We start from the raw sequence: 19,119 nt of genomic DNA on the forward strand, positions 1-19,119 counted from the left end.
TGAGAAGATGCGGGAAGAGCACATGAATCCGATATTGAGAGAGGTGGAGATATGTCACGAGCAGACCTCATAGTCAGTCTCGTCAAAGCAGGGAGCCAAGGCGATCAACAGTTGCTGCGCACGACAGTTGAAGCGATGGCTGCGGAAGAGCGTGCCAAACATCATCATCAGCTCGCAGACAAACTCGAACAGAACTTGCGGGCCGTTAATGGACGGCCGCGCACGCCTGAGGTCGTCCGCTCGTTCGATGGTGGGCACGGCGGCTTGCTGTATGAGGTGGAGCCGCGCCGCGCTCTCGAAGCGCTGTTCCTGGATGCCGCGTCGCTTGCGGCATGCCGCGAGCTGGTGGAAGAGCAACATCGCAAGGACATCCTTCGTTCATATGGCCTGGAGCCAAGGCACCGCGTTCTGTTGTCCGGCCCGCCGGGCAACGGTAAGACTTCTCTTGCCGAAGCGATAGCTGCTCAGTTGCTCGTCCCTCTCTTTGTCGTACGGTATGAGGCGGTTATCGGCAGCTTTCTGGGCGAGACCAGCGGGCGACTGAAGAAGCTGTTCGACTTCGTTCGTACGCATCAATGCGTTCTTTTTTTCGACGAATTCGATACGCTCGGCAAGGAGCGTGGTGATGTCCATGAAACCGGTGAGATCAAGCGTGTTGTCAGTTCGCTATTGCTGCAGATCGATGCCCTGCCCAGCCATGTCGTGGTGGTGACCGCGACCAATCATGCCGAACTGCTGGACCGGGCAGTGTGGCGCCGGTTCCAGTTGCGGCTTTCGCTGCCGGCACCGACGCTCGCGCAGAAGGAAGAATGGTTCACGCGCTTTCAGGCCCGTCTGGAAGGACCGCTCGGCTTCTCGCCAAAGACCCTGGCCACCAAGATTCAAGCCTCCAGTTTTTCGGACCTGGAGCAGTTTTGCGAGGATATTCAGCGGCGCTATGTGCTGTCGCTCCCTGATGCGAATCTGAAGCGCATCGTGGCGGAAAGGCTCAAGCAATGGCAGGCTCGATTCACCATTAGCCAATAACAAGCGACAACAAGGGATGATCAACGGATGGCAACAGGAAATTTCCCACTTCTATTTTTTCCCGAACCTACACCCGCTGATCGAAACCTCCTCCCAGGCGGAGGAGGCAAGGTGCATATTCCGGATATTGCACGCCAGCGTTCTCGCATCGCCCCACAGCTCGCAGTGCTGCAACAGGCTTTCGATGCACAGCGCCTGAAGCTGCAGCAGACGGCGCCGATGGAGAACCCAGAACTGATCCTGGTTCTGGAAGTTGCGAGCACGGTGGAGGACTTCGCCAAGGCCGTTGCCAAGATACCTGGACTGGAATGGCTTATTGAATGGGCCGAAGACCAGATTGCACCGGATGATGATTTTTTCATCCGAGGCAAGGAAGAAAAGCCTTTCTCGGGGCGCTTGTTTCTGTTGGGAAGCAACCAGGAGGCGCTCACACAGTTGCTGGCGCTCTGGACCCGTTACCAGAATGACCCCGCCGCTCAGTTCGAGCGCGGACTGAACAAGTTCCGCAACCTGTTTGGACAGTTACGCAACATTCGCCATTGGAGCGTGGCGGACCGTATCGATGTTGACGTTCGCCAGTATTGGCAGGATTGTATCGACGATGGCCTGCAGGTCATCCGGTTCGAGATCGAGGCATGGTATTTCGTCTCGCAGCAGAAGAACGACAAATCCCGCGAGGAAATAGAAACCCTGGTCCAAGGGCTCGGCGGACAGGTTCTGCGCCGTGCGCTCATTGGAGAGATCGGCTACCACGGGTTTCTTGTGGAAATGCCCGCGCAAGCCGTTGCCGGCGTGATGGCGGGTGAGACACCTGAGTTGGTGTTGTCTGACCGCATCATGTTCTTCCGGCCCAAAGCGCAATCTATCACCGATGGCGTCAACGAGGCCGATGTACTTTCTCAAGCTCCCGCGGCTGGGGCCTCGGACCAACTGCCGGTGGTGGCACTGCTCGACGGGTTGCCCTTGCAGAACCACGCGCAGCTACAAGGACGGCTGTTGGTGGATGACCCAGATGGTTGGGAGGGAAACTACGCGGCCAAGGACCGGGTACACGGCACTGCGATGGCTTCTCTAATCCTGCACGGTGAGTTGGATGGTCCTGCTGAACCTCTGCGACGCCGCCTCTATGTGCGCCCGGTCCTGCGTCCTGATCCCAATGACAACTTCAACGCCCGCCGGCGCGAGCATACGCCGGACGACGTATTGTTGATCGACTTGATCCACCGAGCCGTCAAGCGGATTTGCGAAGGGGAGGGCCAGGAGCCCGCGGCGGCACCGTCGGTGCGTGTCATCAACTTGTCGATTGGCGACGAAGCGCGCTTGTTCGAACGCCAGATGTCGCCATGGGCGCGCCTGCTGGATTGGCTGTCGTTCCGGTATTCTGTACTGTTCATCGTCAGCGTGGGCAACGACATGCGGGCGCTCAGCCTCAATACGCCGAGCCACACCTTGGATGGACTGACTGCCGAGCAGCGATCTGCGCTGGCATTCACGGCGATGACCACCGAACACGTGGAGCGGCGCCTGCTGGCTCCCGCGGAGGCGCTGAATGTGCTGACCGTCGGTGCCTTGCACGCTGACCAAGCAAATCCGCCCGTGGTGCCCGGACGGTTCGACCTCTTCGCGGCCGGCGGGCTCAGTCCGCTGTCGCGCGTCGGCCATGGTTTTCGTCGAGCCATCAAACCGGACATCCTGATGCCGGGAGGACGTGTGCTTTATCGCGCCAGGATGCAGCCCGATCCGACTGCCAGCGTGCTGGAGGTCGTCACGGCAGGGGTGGCACCTGGTCATCGCGTGGCGGTGCCGCCGCTACAAGGGGAAACACTGGCCGCGACTGCATATACCCGAGGCACCAGCAACGCCGCTGCTCTTGCCAGTCGTGCGGCCGTGCAAGCCTATGACATGCTCGAATTGTTGCGTGCCGAGGTGGAAGACGCACCGGGAGCCATGTATGACGCAGTGCTGCTCAAAGCGTTGTTGGTTCATGGCGCGCAGTGGGGTGACTGGCCGCAGCGGCTCTTGGCCGAGCACCCGGAAATCGCGGCGATCACTCATGGAGTGGCGAGGCATGCAGCCGAGAAGGACCTGGTGACGCGATGGTTGGGGTACGGCCCCGTCGATGTCGAACGAGCCATTACCTGTGCGGCCGAGCGAGCAACGCTGCTCGGTGTGGGAGAGTTGGGTGCAGATGAGGCCTTTGTGTTTTCTGCACCGCTGCCGCCGACATTGGCCGGCAAGATTGCATGGCGCCGTTTGACCGTGACGTTGGCATGGATGGCGCCAATCAATTGTTCCCACCAGGGGTACCGCCGTGCCAAGCTCTGGATGACGCCGCCGCAGGATCAACTTCGGATCAAACGAGCCAATAGCGTGCATGACAAGGCGGCGCTACGTGGCTCCGTGCAGCATGAGATCCTTGAAGGTACGGATGCAGTGGCATTCGTCGATGGCAACCGGTTCCAGTGTAAGGTGAACTGCGCCGCTGACGCGGGTGAGTTGACGGGCAAAGTTCGATTCGCGGTCTGCGTATCCCTGGAGGTCGCAGTCGGTTCGGGTATTCCTGTGTACCAAGAAATACGCGACAGAATCAAACCGCCGGTCATCATTCAGCCAGTTGCTGGCTGAATTCGGTACGCGTTTCGTCGCCGTCAACAGAATCGCTGAGGCCACCAAAGGCATATGATGTGTGGTGACGATGACAATCGACCGTTGCCCGTCAATCGGACAATGACTGCCACAAAGCAGCGAAGTGAATCAGTGCTTCTTGTCTTTTGGCGGGTTCGGGTCGTTCCCGTAGCTGTCACTATCCCGAATTGTTCCGTCACGGCGGTGGATGACAACCTCAACGTGCTCTCGTTTGGCTTGGTCGCGTGCACGTTCAATCGCTTCTTTTTGTGTGTTGACGACTACGCCTGCGCGCCCCGCTCCTTCTTTCTTTGTGGCCCAGCCATCTTCATGGGGAACCACATGGACATCCTTTTTGGTCATTCTTGAAATTCCTTTTATGAGCTCACGACGTGAAGTTGAGGTGGCTTTCTTGTTCGAGCACTTCCATTGCCACCGCCACCGCTGAGCCCCGTGAGCGCGAGCCCAAACACAAGTTGATCCAGCTCTTCTACGGGAACACACAACTCGCCCGCGATATCACCTCTCGAAATGCTTTCATCCCGCAACGCGGCAAAAACCTTCTGAAGCACTTGCGAGGTTTCCCGTTGCCCTTCATCGGGCTCACTCTTGCGATAGCCCCGCGATGACAGCTCGATATACAGCGACTGGTAGTGCCAATCGCTGAGTACGCCGATTGAGTGCAGCCTGTATGTCAAGGCTGCCACCGAAACACTCCAGATTTTTTTGAGCTTGATCAGATGGTCGATGGTGGCCATCCGAGGTGCATAGGCGAGCACGCTTGCCCTAGGCATCAGAAATGCAGAGGCAAAGGCGTTGGCTTCACGTTCGGCTTCGCGACCTTGTGGTGATCCATGGCGATGTAAGACCAGGTGCCCAAGTTCATGCGCGGCATCGAACCGGCTGTGCTCTGCAGACTTCTTTGTGTTCAGGAACACAAATGGCGTTCTCTGACGCCACATAGAAAAAGCATCGACCTCGGCCGCATCTACAGACAGCGAGAAAACCCGGACCCCCTTCGCTTCGAGCAGGTGGATCATGTTTTTGATCGGTAGCTCGCCAAGCGCCCATTGCTGCCGCAATGCATGTGCGGCGGCTTCGGGGTTGCCCTCGCGGCTCAGATCCGGCAGATCTGGGGATGGCAGCTCGAAGCGAGCCTCGATCCATGCGTTGAGCATCAGCGCAATGGCGCCAGCACCCAGCGCCGTATCCCGCTGCCCAGCGGTCATCTTCGACAGCGCCCGAAAACTGGCGATATCGGGTGTAGGTTCGTCCAAATCATCTCCAAAGAAGAATGCTTGGGGGAACTTCAATACCGATGCCAAGCTGGCCATTCGACTGTCATCAGGTCCAAACTCGCCTTTTTCATAGGCTGAAACCGAACGTGGCTCTACGCCAACCGCAGTTGCCAATTTAATCATTGTCAGCCCGCGGCGTTTGCGCGCTAAAGTGAGCCGAGACGGGTTGAAAAGTCGGCTAGCAATCATGCTCGACGCTTGACGTCGACCGAGATGTCCGGCAGCGACGGCTGTGGCGGCGTGATTTCCACGATCTCGGAGTCGGTCGGGATTGCCTTCAAAATGATTCGCTCGCGCCATCCGTCCACACGGCCATCTGAACCCATTGACGTCGGCAACGACAGTTCGCACCGGACTTCGCCACGCGCACGGTGGACAAGAAGAATCCAGGTCATCCGCTGCTCATCCGTGTTTTCAGGGCGCGCAGGCGACGAGGCGGGCACAGAGTCGAAAACGTAGGGAAGCTCCAACTGCATCTGATTTGAAGTGACAGCCTCAATAGTGCTCGGCCCTTTGGAAGACTTTGTTGTGGGAGCGGCGTCAGGGCGACCCGTTGCATCGTCGCCGGTCGCTACGACAATTGCCATGGTTCCCGTTGGATTGATGACCAGCGAATAGTTGTTCTCGTCACAGCGCTCCCATTCAGGCAGCAAGTACTCCCGCAGTCCTCGGACCATGGCCGCCCAGGCGCTAAAACCTGGGTAGAGAGGAGGATCGTTCGGCGTGCATGACGCAAAGGCGAGGTATCCACGGCGCACGATCTCTGCCAGCTTGCTTTCTTCGAGTCCGAGTTGAGTCAGCCGACCGTCAATGTCTCCGGCGTCTGCGTAAATCTGCGTCATGTTTAGTTGCCTTTCTGCCCAGTGGGCTTAACTTCCGGTTTTTATACCTTAAATAAGGAGGTAAAACAAGAAGTTTCGACTTGACGAAGGCAAAAATCATGTCATACGACCGGACCTCATGGCGAGCTTTGTCGATGCTAGTGCGTCCCGGTACGGTCTGCCGGCAGGCTCTGCGGGTTACACCCCGAGTCAGGCTGCGCCTGTCTCGGCCCTTCGGCTTCGATCCTTCACGCCTCCGGCCCGGTGGGCCTGCGCGCTGCGCTTGCCGTGATGCAGTAGTGGGGGGTGTGGGGCTGGCTTGCTGTTCCCTTCACCGTACCACGGCGTTCTCGCTGTCAAGGTCTGCGCGCACCTTGTGCGCTTGCGTCCTGGCGGCCGTCTTTGAACCTGTGACAACTGCGCTGCGCCGTGTTTCTGCCGGTCTCGGGCAATCCCGCCCGATGCACGGAGCTGACCATGTCGCACGATCTCTTTTCCTCTTTCGCTTCCTTCGATTCTTCCAATTCTTCTGTCCTTCTCGTTCGTGACGTTGCGGGCGACTATCGGCAAGTCGATGCCGACGAGGTGCTGCAGGCGGCGCAGCAGGTGCTGCTGGGCCGGGTGCGGGGCAGTGACGTGCTGGCCTCGCCGCAGGCGGTGCGCGACTTCCTGCGGGTCAAGCTGGGGACGCTGGAGCATGAGGTGTTCGCGGTGGTTCATCTGGATACGCAGAACCGCGTCATCGAATACGTCGAGATGTTTCGCGGTACGGTGAGCCAGACATCGGTCTATCCCCGCGAGGTGGTCAGGGAATCCATGATGCGCAACTCGGCCGCCTTGCTACTGGTGCACAACCACCCGAGCGGTTCAACCCAGCCGTCGCGGGCCGACGAGATGCTGACGCAGACGCTCAAGACTGCACTGGCGCTGGTGGACGTACGGGTGCTGGATCACCTGATTGTGGCGGGCAACGACATCCTGTCGATGGCGGAGCGCGGGCTGATGTGACCCAGGGGGCACCGCCCCCTTTTTGCTTCGCCCTTGGTGTTGGGGAAAGGCTGCGCGCTGGGCTTGCCTCCAGGGGGCGGCCTTCGGCCCACCCCGCCGCGCTGGCTTTGCGCCCCAGGATACCGCCGAACAGGCGGTGCCTGATCGGCCAGTGCACGTTGTTCATTTCACGCTATGCGCTCTGTGTACCACCAGCCAGGCGTGACTACGGCACGCGGGGCGCTCGCCGCGCGGCGTGGGTTCGGCGCCCAAGGTCGCAGACTTGGCCGTTGACCGGTCATCCGTCTTGCCCCTACTTCATCACTGATCCCGCGACCGTAGCCCGCGGTGCCTGGCCGTCAAGGCGCGCAGGGCCGTGTCCTCGCCTGCGGCTGCGGGCCGCACCAACCCTGCGCTTGTTCCCCTGACAGCCATTCCCCGCCGGCCCGGTTATTCGCGGGCGATGAACTCAGGAAAGACGGCGGTAACGGCGACCAGCCCAGGTCACTGCGCCGAACCCACCGAAGCCACACCGGGCTCCGAATCTTGGAATCCGGTCAGCTTTGATACCACAGCTTGTAACCACTGGAGAAATACCATGCAACTCAGTTCCCGTTTCGCAAATGCGACCCCTCTCTTACGCGCCGATCATCCGCTATCGGATGAGCAGATTTACCGGGTCGCCCCGTCCATCTATGCGGAGGCCAAGCACCAGAGCCGATCCGAGCGCTACACCTACATCCCGACCGGGGAGGTGTTGGGTGCCTTGCGCAAAGAAGGTTTTCAGCCGTTCATGGTGTGCCAGACGCGTGTACGCGATACCGGCAAGCGCGAGTACACCAAGCACATGCTGCGATTGCGCCACTCCAACCAGATCAACGGTGCAGAGGCCAACGAAATCATCTTGTTGAACTCGCACGACGGCATGCGTCCTTTAAAGGCAGGATCGCACCCACAGCGGCCTTGTATTTGTCGTGAATCCTGGCGCGGGCACGGCTTCGCCTCGGGCTTGTTCGCTGCAACCGTCCGGCCCAAACAATTTCCCCGTCGCTGCGCGCCTTCCTCGCGAAACAAATTCTTTGGGCCTACCGGTCCTTCACTGCGTTGCGGCCGCCTTGCGGTGCAGCGCGCCCGGACCCGCGCCCATCGGATCACGCCAAGGCCGCAATGGTTGCGACCTGGTTAACTTCTAAAGGACTTCATCATGGCCAACATCGGCAATTTCACCGCACAAGGCAACAGCTTCTCCGGCACGGTTCGCACCCTGACGCTCAACGTCAAGGTCAAAATCGTTCCCAACACCAAGGAAAGCGAGAACGCCCCGGACTACCGCATCGTCGCCGGCACTTTCGAGATCGGTGCGGCATGGAAGAAACTCAGCAAGGCGGAGCAGCGGCCCTACCTGTCGGCGACCCTGGATGATCCGTCGTTCCCGGCGACCATCTACGCCCGACTGGTTGAAGCCGAGGACGGTACGCACAACCTGATCTGGTCGCGCAGCAAGGGCGACTGAGCGTCGCCCTGACGCCCCGCCCTGTGGCGGGGCGTTTTAGCCAACCCCGGCAAGTGAGTGGCCCGCCATGTGTCGCGGGTATTTTTTACGTTTGACCTGTTCTGCTGATTGACGGGTTTGCGGATGTACGGATTGACGCAGACAAGCAAATCCGGATTTCTGCATGAGCACAAAGTCGCTTTTACGGATGTACGGTTCTGTGGGTTTACGCAGATGCGTGAAGGTGGTTTCGTGTTTCTGAGGCTTTGAGTAAAGACGCATTGCAGGTTCCACGGATGTCCGAGCGTCCCCCGGCGATGCCGGGTCGCGCTGTCGTGCTGCGCATCGAGCCACCGATGGCGTCTCGCCCCTTTGGGCTTCCATCCCTGACGCCTGCGCGCTTCGCTTGCACTTCAGGGGACCGGCTGCCAGCCCGTCCCCGCCGCGCGATGCTTGGCGCCCCTCCAAGTCCGCAGAACAGACGGTGCCTGATCGGCCGGTAGAGCAGCCACGCCGTCGCGCCGATTCCGCCGACATTTCGCAGTTCTTCTCATAGGCTGTTGGCGGCCATTCCCCGCCTTCGGTCCTATGACTGCAACCTGTCTGCTTCATGATGCGCCTCGGTGACCGAGACCGCTGGATTTGACGGCGTCATCCCCCCAAGCAATCGAGAACCTAAATCGATCCGATAGGCCCCGGTCAGTCATGCAAAATGCAGGTATGTACAACAGCGCGCGCCTAGCCATTGGGGCGCCATGCACAGGGAGTAATCAACTTGAAGCTGATCAGTCTTGACCTCGAGAACTGCTACGGAGTGCGCAAGTTGCAGACGAGCCTGGATTTTTCAAAGTCCAGCGCGATCTCGGTGTACGCGCCGAACGGGTCGATGAAGAGTTCGTTGGCACAAACCTTTCAGGACGTGGCCGACGACAAAGACTCCAGGGACCGTATTTTCCCGGATCGCAAGACCAAGCGCTTGATCCTGGACGAGAACGGCAAAGACCTCCCGAAAGGAAGCGTGCTAGTGGTGCGTCCGTATGACGAAGTTTTTGGAAACACCACGCAAATATCTACCCTGCTCGTCAATCCGGACCTGCGCAAGGAATACGAGACACTTTACGCGGACATCGATACCGCGAAGGCTGCCTTCTTGAAAGGGCTGAAGGATCAGTCTGGCTCGAAGAGGAATCTGGAGAAGGAACTCTCGGCGACATTCACCGCAAGTGAAGATCAGTTCTATGTCGCATTGAATCGGATCAAGGGTGAACTGGCTTCGCAAACCGAGGTGCCGTTCGCGGCGGTACCCTACGACACCGTAATGGATGAGAAGGTGCTGGCCTTCCTCGATACCAAGGACTTCAGGACGTCCATTGACGCCTATGTCAAGAAATATAACGAATTGTTGGCAGCGTCAAAGTATTTCAAGAAGGGCACCTTCAACTTCTACAACGCCTCGACCATCGCCAAACAGTTGGCCGACAATGGGTTCTTCAAAGCGAAGCACACGGTGAGCCTGAATGCAGAAACGCCGCTGGAAATCAAGTCCGAGAAGGATTTGGAGGCGCTGATCAACAAGGAGAAAGAGGCGATCTCCAATGACGCAGATCTGCGGAAAAAATTCGCGGATATCGAGAAGCAGATCCAGAAGAACGTCACCCTGCGCGATTTCGAGAACTATCTGCAAAACCATGAGGAGCTCTTGGCAGAGTTCGCAAATATTCCGGCGTTCAAGGAAAAGCTCTGGAAGTCGTACATCCGGAATTGCTACGACCTGTACATCGCGTTGTTGGAAAAATATCAGGCTGCGGAGGCGCGCCGCAAGGAGATCCAGGAGCAGGCCAGTAAGGAGCGCACCCTGTGGGAGCTAGTAATTGACATCTTCAACCAACGCTTCTTCGTTCCCTTCAAGCTCGTGCCTGCTAATAAGATCGAGGTCATGCTTGGCCAGCAGGACATCCTGACCCTCGGCTTCATTTTTGAGGACGGCGCCGAAAAGGCGTCGGTGGGCCGCGATACCCTGATGCAAGCCCTCAGCACCGGTGAGAAGAAGGCGTTCTACGTGCTGAACATCTTGTTTGAGATCGAGGTGCGTCGCAAGGCCAAGGTCGATACGCTGATCGTGGTCGACGATATCGCGGACTCGTTCGACTACAAGAACAAGTACGCCATCATCCAATACCTGATGGACATCTCCGTGGACGATTGCTTCAAGCAGCTGATTCTCACGCACAACTTCGATTTCTACCGCACGCTGGAGAGCCGACTCGTCAACCGTAGTAGTTGCTTCATGGTTTCGAAAGGGAGCACAGGGGTTCAGTTGGAGAAGGCAATTGGCGTAAAAAACGTGTTCGTGCGGGACTGGAAGAATGCGTTCTACACCGACACCAAGAAGAAGGTCGCCTGCGTTCCGTTCATGCGCAACCTAATCGAGTACACGAAAGGCGAAGGCGACGCGGATTTCCTCCAGCTCACGTCACTGCTGCACTGGAAGCCTGACTCTGCAAAGATCACGATCGGGGACTTGGACGTCATCTACAGCAGGCTTTTCTCTGACAACGGCAAATCACCGGACGGCACTATCGCTGTGATGAACCTCATCGAAGGCGAAGCGAGCAATTGCCTCAAGGCGCCGGACGGGATTAACTTCGAGAACAAGGTGGTTTTGTCCATCGCAACCCGACTTGCAGCCGAGCGGTTCATGGTGAAGAAGATCAGCGACGATGCATGGGTGGCCTCGATCACCGCGAATCAGACACCAGCTTTGCTGCAGCGCTTCAAGAACAACTTTTCGACAGAGACTGCATCCATCTCCGCGCTACAGCGCGTCGTGCTTATGACACCGGAGAACATCCACCTGAATTCCTTCATGTACGAGCCGATCCTCGACATGTCCGATAGCCATTTGCGTAGGCTGTACGAGGACGTCCTATCGCTTGCTTAGTCTTCCGATAGTGTTCCTTCGTCCCCGCCAGTCGTCGATGGTGGAGCGGGATCTGCGCTTCACAGCCGACAAGCCGATCAGCGCCTATGCACGGGAAGCCCGGATGGTGGGGCGCATCGTGGCGTAAGCGCCGCGGGCATCAACCGTCGGCTGGCGGTTGATGCCATTCCGCCGGAAGCCTGGCTTCCGTCTCCAGCATCAGTTCACCTGCACTGCGGCCCAATGCCCGCGCGATCTTTAAAATCATGGCCAACGTAGGCATATGCTCGCCACGTTCGATCTTGCCCAGGTGGGAGCGCTCGATGCCCGCCATGTAAGCCAGCGTTTCCTGGGCGATGCCGTCTTCGGTTCTGGTGGCGCGCACCGCAGCCCCGAACGCCAGAGCGGGCGCGGACTCAAAGGTCGTTGCGCCGGTTGGCCTTCCTCGCTGAATGACACGCTTCTGCATGGACAGGAGCGTCGCGGTTTAGAACAATTTAAACCACGTTATATTTAACTCTTTTGCCTTGAACGCAAACTGCGACTAAAGTTGAAGCTGTTCAGGGCGGTTCCAAAACAGTAAATTTCTGTAAACGATCCCACGGATGCGCCATGACCTTCCTCACTGAGTTGCAGCGCGCGCAAATGCTGGCCAACGGCGCAGCCCGTGCGCGTGGCGAAGCCATCGATCCTTTTCCCGTCGTCAAGCTCTACACACTGGACGCCGGTGCCGTCTGGCTGCTGGTGAGCCTGGATGCGGATGGTGACCAGGCCTACGGACTGTGCGATGCTGGCACCGGATTTCCAGAGCTGGGCACGGTGAGCCTGTCCGCCTTGGCGGGCGTACGCGGCCCGCGCGGCCTGCGTATCGTGGCCGATCCGCATTTCAAGGCCAGGCAAGCGCTGTCGGCCTATGCCGCTGATGCGGCACGGGATGGGTCGATTCACGATTGACGGGTGTTGCCGCCATGGCCATCCAGATGGAGCGTTGGCAACAACCTTTGGTAACAGTCAGCTGTCTTGATGACGACCGGTTGCCCTACCATCCGCGGCAGGTTTCTGGAAGCGCCAAGGGAGTAAAAACAATGACGATCCGAATCGATGCCGCTGACTGTCCCGCGCCCTGGCGCGCTGCGGCAGCCTACCTCTACACCTTGGACCTGGACGATCCTGCGCTCGCATGGGAGTACCTGCGCCGCAACCCTGCTTACCGTGCCAGCTGGCTCGGTAAGCGCCACCGGGCCGAGGCGGCCCGATGGGGGTTGAAGTATTGCCGATGATCCTGACCTGGATGCACGCCATGCGCATCCACTTTGGGCCGTTGGTACTGCTGAATTGCTCCACGCACGCGCCACGGGCAAGCACGATACCTCGGTAGCCAGGACATTCAGCGCCTGGCAGATTCCTGGTCGTAAGCGCATGGCGCATGCGGGCACGGAGTTGGTTCTCGTGGCGGTGCATGGTCCGCACTGCTTGCGTGCCTCGCTGTCCCCTGAATTGGAAGACGGCACGGCTTGCGGTTTGATGGTGCCGCTCGACCCGTCCCCGCGCGCACGGCTGCCCGAGTACCAGGCACAGGCGCGTGTATTTCATGGCGAAGTTCCCCGACCCCTGCCTCGACCAGCGGGCCGCGCGGCGCTGCTGCATTTGCGCGCCCTGCAGGCGCTCGATGGGTGGCGGGCCGGTGCACGCCATCGCGACATTGCCGGGGCACTGTTCGGCGCTGACGCCGTGCGCAAGCGCTGGACAGCAGATGGCGAACTTCGTGCGCAGATTCGCCACCTCCTGAGTCGGGCCGAGGGTTTGATGCGTGGCGGTTATCTGGCCTTGGCCGGGGTACGCCAGCAGCACACTGGCGCCCCCGGAGACGAACCGGCGCACTGAATATCTCCCTTCGCAGTTGGCCTGGCTTTTCTGAGACTCCCTCCATCTGGCGGCATTTCGCTGCCAGGCGATGACCGTCGATGGAGTCCTTCATGGCAACTGCGAATTCCCTGCCTTTGCGTCCTTTACCTGCGGCTGCGCAGCCGTCTGCTGCAGCACCCGGTAACCCTGAGTTTCTGACGAACGATGAGGCCGCAGCCTTTCTGCGCCTTTCGCCCCGCACGCTGGAGAAGCAGCGCGTTCTGGGTGGCGGCCCCCGTTACCGGAAGTTTGGCGCACGCGTGCTCTACGCGGCCGAGGACCTGCGTGCCTGGGCCAACAGCCGGGCCTATGACATGACCTCCGATCCCGGCTGCCCGCAGCGGGCTTCTGTTCGCTGATCCGGTGTCCGATTCACGAACGCGCGAATCGATGGGGCGTCATGGTTAAACCCTTGACTGACCGCGACCAGCTGATGCTGTTCCGGGCACTGCCGGGCGGCGACATGGCCCCGCGCGATGCGCAGGATCTGATGGCCTACCCGTTCTTCTCGCTGGCCAAGTCCCGCAGGGTGGTGCCGATCTGCTTCGAAGCAGGGAGCGTGTCGCTGACGGTCGAAGGCGTGCCGGAACACGGTATAGCGACCATCTGGGATGCCGACGTGTTGATCTGGGCGGCCAGCCAACTCGTGCAGGCGCGGGACCGGGGTTTGCGCACTTCGCGCCTGATGGCCGCAACGCCGCATGAAATCCTGACCTTCGTGCAGCGCGGCACCGGTTTCAAGGACTACCTGATGCTCAAGGCGGCGCTGGACCGGCTGCAGTCCACCACGGTGGCCACGTCCATCCGCCAGCCTGCGGGGCGGCGCATGCACCGCTTCTCCTGGATCAACGAATGGAAGGAACTGCCCGGTGCCCGGGGCCGGTCCTACGGCATTGAGTTGATTCTGGCGGATTGGTTCTATGCCGGTGTGATGGACGATGCCTTGGTCCTGACCCTGGACCCGGCGTACTTCCGGCTCACTGGGGGCATTGAGCGCTGGCTGTATCGCGTAGTGCGCAAGCACGGTGGCCGGCAGGCGGAGGGTTGGCGCTTCAATCTGCGCCACCTGCACCTGAAGTCGGGCAGCTTGCAGCGCTATGCCGACTTCGCAGTTCAGTTGCGACGGCTGGTGCACCGGCAGTCACTGCCAGGTTACTGGCTCTCCCTTGAGCACGTGGGCGGCGCGGACTGGCTCCGATTCCGTTGCTGGTCGCACCCACCGCAACCCGACTTATCCACAGGCGCTGGTGACAAGTCGGTGGACAAGCTGTGTCCGGACTCGGGAATCACCCGCACGGCATTCGGGGAATCGCCCGCAAACGACACGGGTAATCACACGTGCGCATCGGCCGCCAGCCCACGCCCAGCAACGGTTTCGGGCCTCCTTAACTAATCTAACTAAAGACATAACTATGGATAAAAGAGGAAACACCGCTGCCCAAAAAACGGGCAGTGCTTCATCCAGCACCGATGAAAACCGTTTATCAGAAGCAAAAACCAAAGCGGAAACCAAGCCCGGCAAGGTGATCGCGCTGCTCAACCAGAAGGGCGGGGCAGGCAAGACCACGCTGGCCACGCACCTCGCGGGGGAGTTCGCTTTCGCGGGAAGCTGCGTGACACTGCTGGATGCCGATCCGCAGGGCTCCGCCCTGGACTGGGCGCAGCGACGTGCGCAAAGCGGCCATGGTCGCCTGTACGGTGTGTTTGGCCTGGCACGGGACTCTCTGCACCAGGAAGCACCGCAGATTGCCTTGCAGGCGGATTTCGTCGTGATTGACGGCCCACCCCGGGTCGCGGCACTCGCGCGCTCCGCGCTGCTGGCCGCAGACCTGGTGCTGATTCCGGTACAGCCCAGCGCCTATGACGTCTGGGCCAGCCATGAGATGGTGCAGCTGATCACCGAAGCGCGGGTGTTTCGGCCGCAGCTGCGCACGGCCTTTGTGATCAACCGGCGCGTTGTGGGAACGGTGATTGGGCGCGAGGCGCGTGCGGCGCTCGCCGATCAGCCGTTTCCTGCGCTGCAAGTGGAAGTCTCACAACGCATCGTGTTTGCCGACAGCGTTGCCGCGGGTCGACTGGCGTTCGAGGTGGCACCGCACTGCGCAGCCGCGCGCGAGATCGCGGCGCTGGCGCAAGCGGTGCGGGAGATGCTGTTATGACAAAACCACAGTCGTCCAATTCGCAGCGGCGTGCACCGATTGGTCGCAGGCCAGGTGCCGATCCGGCAGCAGCCTGGGTCCAGAAGGTTGACGCGGTGATAGCGACCGCAAAGGCATCGGTCTACACCGCACGGCTCACCATTGATGTCACGCCCGTGCTACGTGGGCGCATCAAGGTTGTGGCGTTCAAACGTGGTGTTACTGCCGTCGAGATGTTGCGCGAACTGTTGGAGCGTGAGTTTCCGGAGGGGGCGTCATGATGCAGTCAAGCGTGCAAGCAGCGGTACAGGTCATGCGACCTGAATTGGCAACGCACAGGTCGATACCGATGCAGGTTTCCCTTGCCTTCGTCGAGCAACGGGTGAACGTGTGGCTGCGTTTCGGCAGGCCATTGCGCGACACCGTTCTGAACCGCTGGCGGCGCGTCGCGGTGTTCGAACCCGGCGCGGTCTGTTGCCGGGTGAAGTGGATTGCCAATGACTACGGGACGGCGCTATGGCAGTTGATGGTGTTGCAGGCACCCATGCTGTTTGACGGTGCGCAGCGCGTCGCAGGTGTGGTGCCAGGAGCGCGCATTCTGTTGCGTGCCGACGGTGAGCTTCAGGTAAAGGCCGTGCTAGTCGTCATTGACGGCATTGAGGCGTTGGGCATCGACCCGTGTACTGTGGCTGTGACGTGTTGGCGCATGGTTGGCAACCGGCTGGCTGCACGCCAGCCGCTGCCCGAGTACACAGTCGAGCGGCATGCGGCGCACATTGCGCGAGAGGCGCTGCAATGAAACGGGCTGCAGTGATTCTCTGCATGGACATCGGCCTGGCGGCGCTGCTCATGCCGCTGGCCATCCCAAACCGTGTGCACCTGGGCTACAACCCCAGCGACAGCGTGCCGCGCGGCTGGTACCGCATCGAATCTGCCGACTCGCTGCAGGTTGGTAACATCGTGCTGGCCCGGCTTCCGGTACAGGCGGCTACGCTGGCGGCGCAGCGTGACTATCTGCCAGCCGGCATTCCCTTGCTCAAGCGCGTTGGTGCCGTGGCACCGCAACGGGTGTGCATGGATGGCGCATCGGTGCGCATCGACGACGTGGCGGTAGCCTCCGTGCTGCCTGTCGATGGACGTGGCCGTCCACTGTCTGCCTGGCCGCAGTGCCGACGACTGGCGCGCGGTGAATTGTTTCTGTTGAGTAGCACGAATCCGGTGTCGTTCGACAGTCGCTACTTCGGTCCCATCCGTGCATCGGATGTGATTGGCAATGCGCAGCCGATTTGGACCTGGAGCACGCCATGATGGTGTTGTCCATCGTGCAGATGTCCTGTCGCCAGCGTGCAGCTTTTGCTGCACTGGCGCTGTCCGTTGGGCAGCGTGGCACGCCTGGTGTGCATCTGGCGCAGAGTCGGAGCCGGGACCGGAGGGGACCGGTGAAGACAGAGGGCAAGATAAAAGGGCCGGCACGCGCCCGGCTGCAAAGCCAGTCTGCACGTGGGGTTGACGCGGCACGGCGGCTTGCAGCCTGTGTGCCGTCGCAGAACGCAAACCCGCAGAGCATCAGGGCTGGCCGCGTGCTGTCTTCGATGCGATTCGCTGCATTGCGCTGGAGCTTGTGCCATGGTCACACGTGACGATGAGCGTTTCAAGGTCAAGCCAGGAGCACCCAAGGACGTTGCTGGCGGAGGTAGTGGACAACGTGCGCAACGCTTCGTCTCGCAGGTGTTGAAGCAAGTCTCGAAGTCCGGTGCGAAGGCTTCTGGCACGCGTGGTGCGCGCCCTGCATCGACGTTCGGTCGAGGGCGCGTTGCAGCGGGAAGGGCAGGTCAAACGCTGGCGGTGACCGCCCGGCGCGTGGTGATCAAGTCCCGTTATGTGGTGCTGAAGAAGGCCGGAGTCAATTCCGTATCCACCCACCTGCGCTACATGGAACGGGATGGAGTGACACGCGACGGGCAACGCGGCCAGGCCTACGGACCTGAGACTGACGCCGCCGACCTGAAGGCCTTCGAGGAATGCGGCAAGGGTGATCGTCACCAGTTCCGCTTCATCGTGTCGGTGGAAGATGCCGAGGCGCTGGAAGACTTGCGCGACTACACGCGAGAGTTCATGCAACGCATGGCCACCGACCTGGAAACCCGGCTGGACTGGGTGGCCGTTGACCACTGGGATACCGACAACCCGCACACGCACATTGTGCTACGCGGGCGCGCCGGGGAGGGGAGGGGGAAAGGTCAGGACCTGGTGATTGCGCCGGACTACATGGCCCACAGCATGCGCATGCGGGCCAGTGAACTGGCAACCGAATGGTTGGGTCCACGTACCGAACTGGAGATCCGGCAAGGGCTGCTACGGGAAGTTGAACATGAACGGCTGACGAGCCTGGACCGGGCGCTGCTGCGGCAAGCCACCGTGGATATCGTGGACTTGACCCAGCAGCCTACTGATCGACAGCGCCAGACCCTCCTTCGTGCCCGACTACAGCGATTGGAGGCGATGGAGTTGGTCCAGCGAATCGATGCGAACCATTGGCGGTTATCCCCAAGGATGGAACAGACGCTGACCGCTATGGGCGAGCGCGGAGACATCCTGCGCACGATGCACAAGGCCTTGAAGGAACAGCAACGGGAGCTGGTGCTGGAAGCGGAACCGGCAACACCCGTCGTCGGCTGCATCACGGCCAAGGGCCTGGCCGACGAGCTCAACGACCGGGGGTATCTTGTGGTGGATGGCATTGATGGTCGTGCACACTATGTTCGTCTGCCGGCCGGCGCTGACCTGGCTGCACTGCCGGTGGGTGGCATCGTGGAAGTGACGTTCGCTGGAGTGGAACGAGCGGTAGATCGCAATATCGCAGGCATCGTGCGCGAGGGGCTTTACCGTGGCGCTGACCATCGTGCGCGACTTCGACACGAAGGCTCCCGAGACCCGCAAACTGCGGTCGATGTCCATGTGCGTCGCCTCGAAGCGTTGCGCCGATCGGGGGTCGTGGAGCGCGTGGCTGATGGTGTTTGGCGCGTGCCGTCTGACTTCTTGTCGCATGCCCAGGTACATGATGCACAGCGAGCTGCGGGGGTCATCGTCGAATTGCGTTCGCACCTGTCTATTGAGCAGCAAGTGCATGCTCAGGGGGCAACATGGCTGGACCATCGATTGGTGGGTGATGCCAAAGAGCTGTCGCCAAAGGGCTTTGGGGCCCAGGTGCATGGTGCGTTGCAGGATCGGATGGGCTTCCTCGTCGATCAGGGCTTGGCCGACCGGCGCGGCCAGCGCGTGGTTTTAGCGCGCAATTTGCTGTCCACCTTGCGTGACCGGGAACTGGCAGAAACGGGCAAAGTTATTCAGCATCAGACCGGACTGATCCACCGCCCGCTGCTTGATGGTGAGCGGGCAAACGGCGTCTACCGCCGCTCAGTCCAGCTTGCCAGCGGTCGATTCGCAATGCTGGACGATGGCATGGGGTTCAGCCTGGTGCCGTGGAGACCGGTGGTGGAGCAGCGGCTGGGGCAGCAGGTGTCAGCCATCGCACGGGGGGTATCAGTTACTTGGGGGCTGGGGCGGCAGCGTGGCCGATAGGTTTAGGGTTATGGGGGTGAAGCAATCATTTGGGCGGTCACATTTCGTTGAAAATTGGTGCCCTGCTTGAAACCGAGAAACACGATATTGGCGACATTCTTCGAGAAAGCCTTGAGCATGAAAAGGTTCACTGGGGGCCTATTACGATCTGTTGAAAAATCGCGGAAGACGCTTCGGTTTTGCTTGAGGAATATGCCCATGAAATGATTGTTCAAGAAGAGTTGCATCTTGATGAAGTGAACAAGATGTTGCGCAGACCTGGTGCAATGGAACCCTTCAAAGAATAGTGGCCGATCACGCACTTTTTTTGGTGCAACAAGTGATG

Annotated in this window: 21 protein-coding genes and 1 pseudogene; 17 read left to right on the forward strand and 5 right to left on the reverse strand. The window is 60.2% G+C overall.

The features are described 5' to 3' along the window. The first annotated feature begins 51 nt into the window (after positions 1-51). The gene (locus B7G53_RS03285) at positions 52-1,026 is read left to right on the forward strand and encodes an AAA family ATPase (RefSeq protein ID WP_096663434.1); all 975 of its coding nucleotides are present in this window, start codon (positions 52-54) and stop codon (positions 1,024-1,026) included. Positions 1,027-1,137: 111 nt separating this feature from the next. After that, positions 1,138-3,651: a S8 family peptidase gene (locus B7G53_RS03290; RefSeq protein ID WP_176491268.1), complete on the forward strand. Its 2,514-nt coding sequence runs from the start codon at positions 1,138-1,140 to the stop codon at positions 3,649-3,651. Between the two features lie 129 nt (positions 3,652-3,780). On the opposite strand, the gene B7G53_RS03295 is transcribed toward B7G53_RS03290, so the two are convergent. From B7G53_RS03295 to B7G53_RS03305, 3 genes are read right to left on the reverse strand one after another with little or no spacing between them, the layout of a single operon-like run. Next, positions 3,781-4,014, reverse strand: a complete 234-nt coding sequence (locus B7G53_RS03295; protein ID WP_096663440.1) for a DUF2188 domain-containing protein — start codon at positions 4,012-4,014, stop codon at positions 3,781-3,783. 14 nt (positions 4,015-4,028) lie between these two features. Beyond that, positions 4,029-5,138 (reverse strand): helix-turn-helix domain-containing protein, encoded by a 1,110-nt coding sequence (locus B7G53_RS03300; RefSeq protein WP_096663443.1) that lies wholly within the window; start codon positions 5,136-5,138, stop codon positions 4,029-4,031. Beyond that, positions 5,135-5,791 carry a hypothetical protein gene (locus B7G53_RS03305; protein WP_096663446.1) on the reverse strand — a complete coding sequence of 219 codons (657 nt, stop codon included), beginning with the start codon at positions 5,789-5,791 and terminating at the stop codon, positions 5,135-5,137. Before B7G53_RS03305 ends, B7G53_RS03300 begins: the two co-directional genes overlap by 4 nt. A 456-nt stretch (positions 5,792-6,247) precedes the next feature. Between B7G53_RS03305 and radC the strand changes: the two genes are divergently transcribed. From radC to B7G53_RS03330, 5 genes are all read left to right on the forward strand, one after another. Further along, the gene (gene radC, locus B7G53_RS03310; protein WP_096663877.1) at positions 6,248-6,778 is read left to right on the forward strand and encodes a RadC family protein; all 531 of its coding nucleotides are present in this window, start codon (positions 6,248-6,250) and stop codon (positions 6,776-6,778) included. 577 nt (positions 6,779-7,355) lie between these two features. After that, positions 7,356-7,943, forward strand: a complete 588-nt coding sequence (locus B7G53_RS23125; RefSeq protein ID WP_255249894.1) for a DUF932 domain-containing protein — start codon at positions 7,356-7,358, stop codon at positions 7,941-7,943. Positions 7,944-7,961: 18 nt separating this feature from the next. Continuing rightward, positions 7,962-8,270 carry a DUF736 domain-containing protein gene (locus tag B7G53_RS03320; protein WP_096663449.1) on the forward strand — a complete coding sequence of 103 codons (309 nt, stop codon included), beginning with the start codon at positions 7,962-7,964 and terminating at the stop codon, positions 8,268-8,270. A 754-nt stretch (positions 8,271-9,024) separates the two neighbouring features. Continuing rightward, the gene (locus tag B7G53_RS03325; RefSeq protein WP_096663880.1) at positions 9,025-11,190 is read left to right on the forward strand and encodes a phage infection protein; all 2,166 of its coding nucleotides are present in this window, start codon (positions 9,025-9,027) and stop codon (positions 11,188-11,190) included. A gap of 10 nt (positions 11,191-11,200) precedes the next feature. Then, positions 11,201-11,317: a DUF2958 domain-containing protein gene (locus B7G53_RS03330; RefSeq protein WP_255249895.1), complete on the forward strand. Its 117-nt coding sequence runs from the start codon at positions 11,201-11,203 to the stop codon at positions 11,315-11,317. 12 nt (positions 11,318-11,329) lie between these two features. Here B7G53_RS03330 and B7G53_RS03335 read toward each other — a convergent pair whose 3' ends face one another. Further along, complete coding sequence (locus tag B7G53_RS03335) at positions 11,330-11,638, reverse strand: helix-turn-helix domain-containing protein (RefSeq protein ID WP_096663455.1); 309 nt, start codon at positions 11,636-11,638, stop codon at positions 11,330-11,332. A gap of 143 nt (positions 11,639-11,781) precedes the next feature. On the opposite strand from B7G53_RS03335, the gene B7G53_RS03340 reads away from it, so the two are divergent. From B7G53_RS03340 to B7G53_RS03380, 10 genes and pseudogenes are all read left to right on the forward strand, one after another. Next, positions 11,782-12,123, forward strand: coding sequence for a DUF2958 domain-containing protein (locus B7G53_RS03340; protein WP_096663458.1), 342 nt, complete (start codon positions 11,782-11,784; stop codon positions 12,121-12,123). 14 nt (positions 12,124-12,137) lie between these two features. Beyond that, positions 12,138-12,449, forward strand: a complete 312-nt coding sequence (locus B7G53_RS23345) for a transcriptional regulator domain-containing protein (RefSeq protein WP_369680266.1) — start codon at positions 12,138-12,140, stop codon at positions 12,447-12,449. 55 nt (positions 12,450-12,504) lie between these two features. Beyond that, on the forward strand, positions 12,505-13,053 hold the full coding sequence (locus B7G53_RS03345) for a DUF2285 domain-containing protein (RefSeq protein ID WP_369680267.1): 549 nt from the start codon (positions 12,505-12,507) through the stop codon (positions 13,051-13,053). 92 nt (positions 13,054-13,145) lie between these two features. Continuing rightward, a complete protein-coding gene (locus B7G53_RS03350; RefSeq protein WP_176491269.1) occupies positions 13,146-13,433 on the forward strand; it encodes a helix-turn-helix transcriptional regulator in 288 nt (95 codons plus the stop codon). A 41-nt stretch (positions 13,434-13,474) separates the two neighbouring features. Then, positions 13,475-14,317: pseudogene (locus B7G53_RS03355) on the forward strand (replication initiator protein A); the annotation flags it as partial. Positions 14,318-14,486: 169 nt separating this feature from the next. Beyond that, positions 14,487-15,233: a ParA family partition ATPase gene (parA, locus tag B7G53_RS03360; protein ID WP_255249896.1), complete on the forward strand. Its 747-nt coding sequence runs from the start codon at positions 14,487-14,489 to the stop codon at positions 15,231-15,233. Further along, a complete protein-coding gene (locus tag B7G53_RS03365) occupies positions 15,230-15,493 on the forward strand; it encodes a chromosome partitioning protein ParB (protein ID WP_096663466.1) in 264 nt (87 codons plus the stop codon). The genes parA and B7G53_RS03365 overlap by 4 nt, the downstream gene beginning before the upstream one ends. Beyond that, on the forward strand, positions 15,493-16,011 hold the full coding sequence (locus B7G53_RS03370) for a DUF2840 domain-containing protein (RefSeq protein ID WP_096663888.1): 519 nt from the start codon (positions 15,493-15,495) through the stop codon (positions 16,009-16,011). Before B7G53_RS03365 ends, B7G53_RS03370 begins: the two co-directional genes overlap by 1 nt. Then, a complete protein-coding gene (locus tag B7G53_RS03375) occupies positions 16,008-16,520 on the forward strand; it encodes a S26 family signal peptidase (protein ID WP_096663469.1) in 513 nt (170 codons plus the stop codon). The genes B7G53_RS03370 and B7G53_RS03375 overlap by 4 nt, the downstream gene beginning before the upstream one ends. A gap of 318 nt (positions 16,521-16,838) precedes the next feature. Continuing rightward, positions 16,839-18,794: a DUF3363 domain-containing protein gene (locus B7G53_RS03380; protein WP_096663473.1), complete on the forward strand. Its 1,956-nt coding sequence runs from the start codon at positions 16,839-16,841 to the stop codon at positions 18,792-18,794. 8 nt (positions 18,795-18,802) lie between these two features. Here the strand turns inward: B7G53_RS03380 and B7G53_RS22780 are convergent, their stop codons facing one another. Next, on the reverse strand, positions 18,803-18,994 hold the full coding sequence (locus B7G53_RS22780) for a hypothetical protein (protein ID WP_176491270.1): 192 nt from the start codon (positions 18,992-18,994) through the stop codon (positions 18,803-18,805). Positions 18,995-19,119: the final 125 nt, after the last annotated feature.

The organism is Polaromonas sp. AET17H-212, assembly GCF_002379085.1.
In the GTDB taxonomy this organism is placed as follows: Bacteria; Pseudomonadota; Gammaproteobacteria; order Burkholderiales; family Burkholderiaceae_C; genus Polaromonas.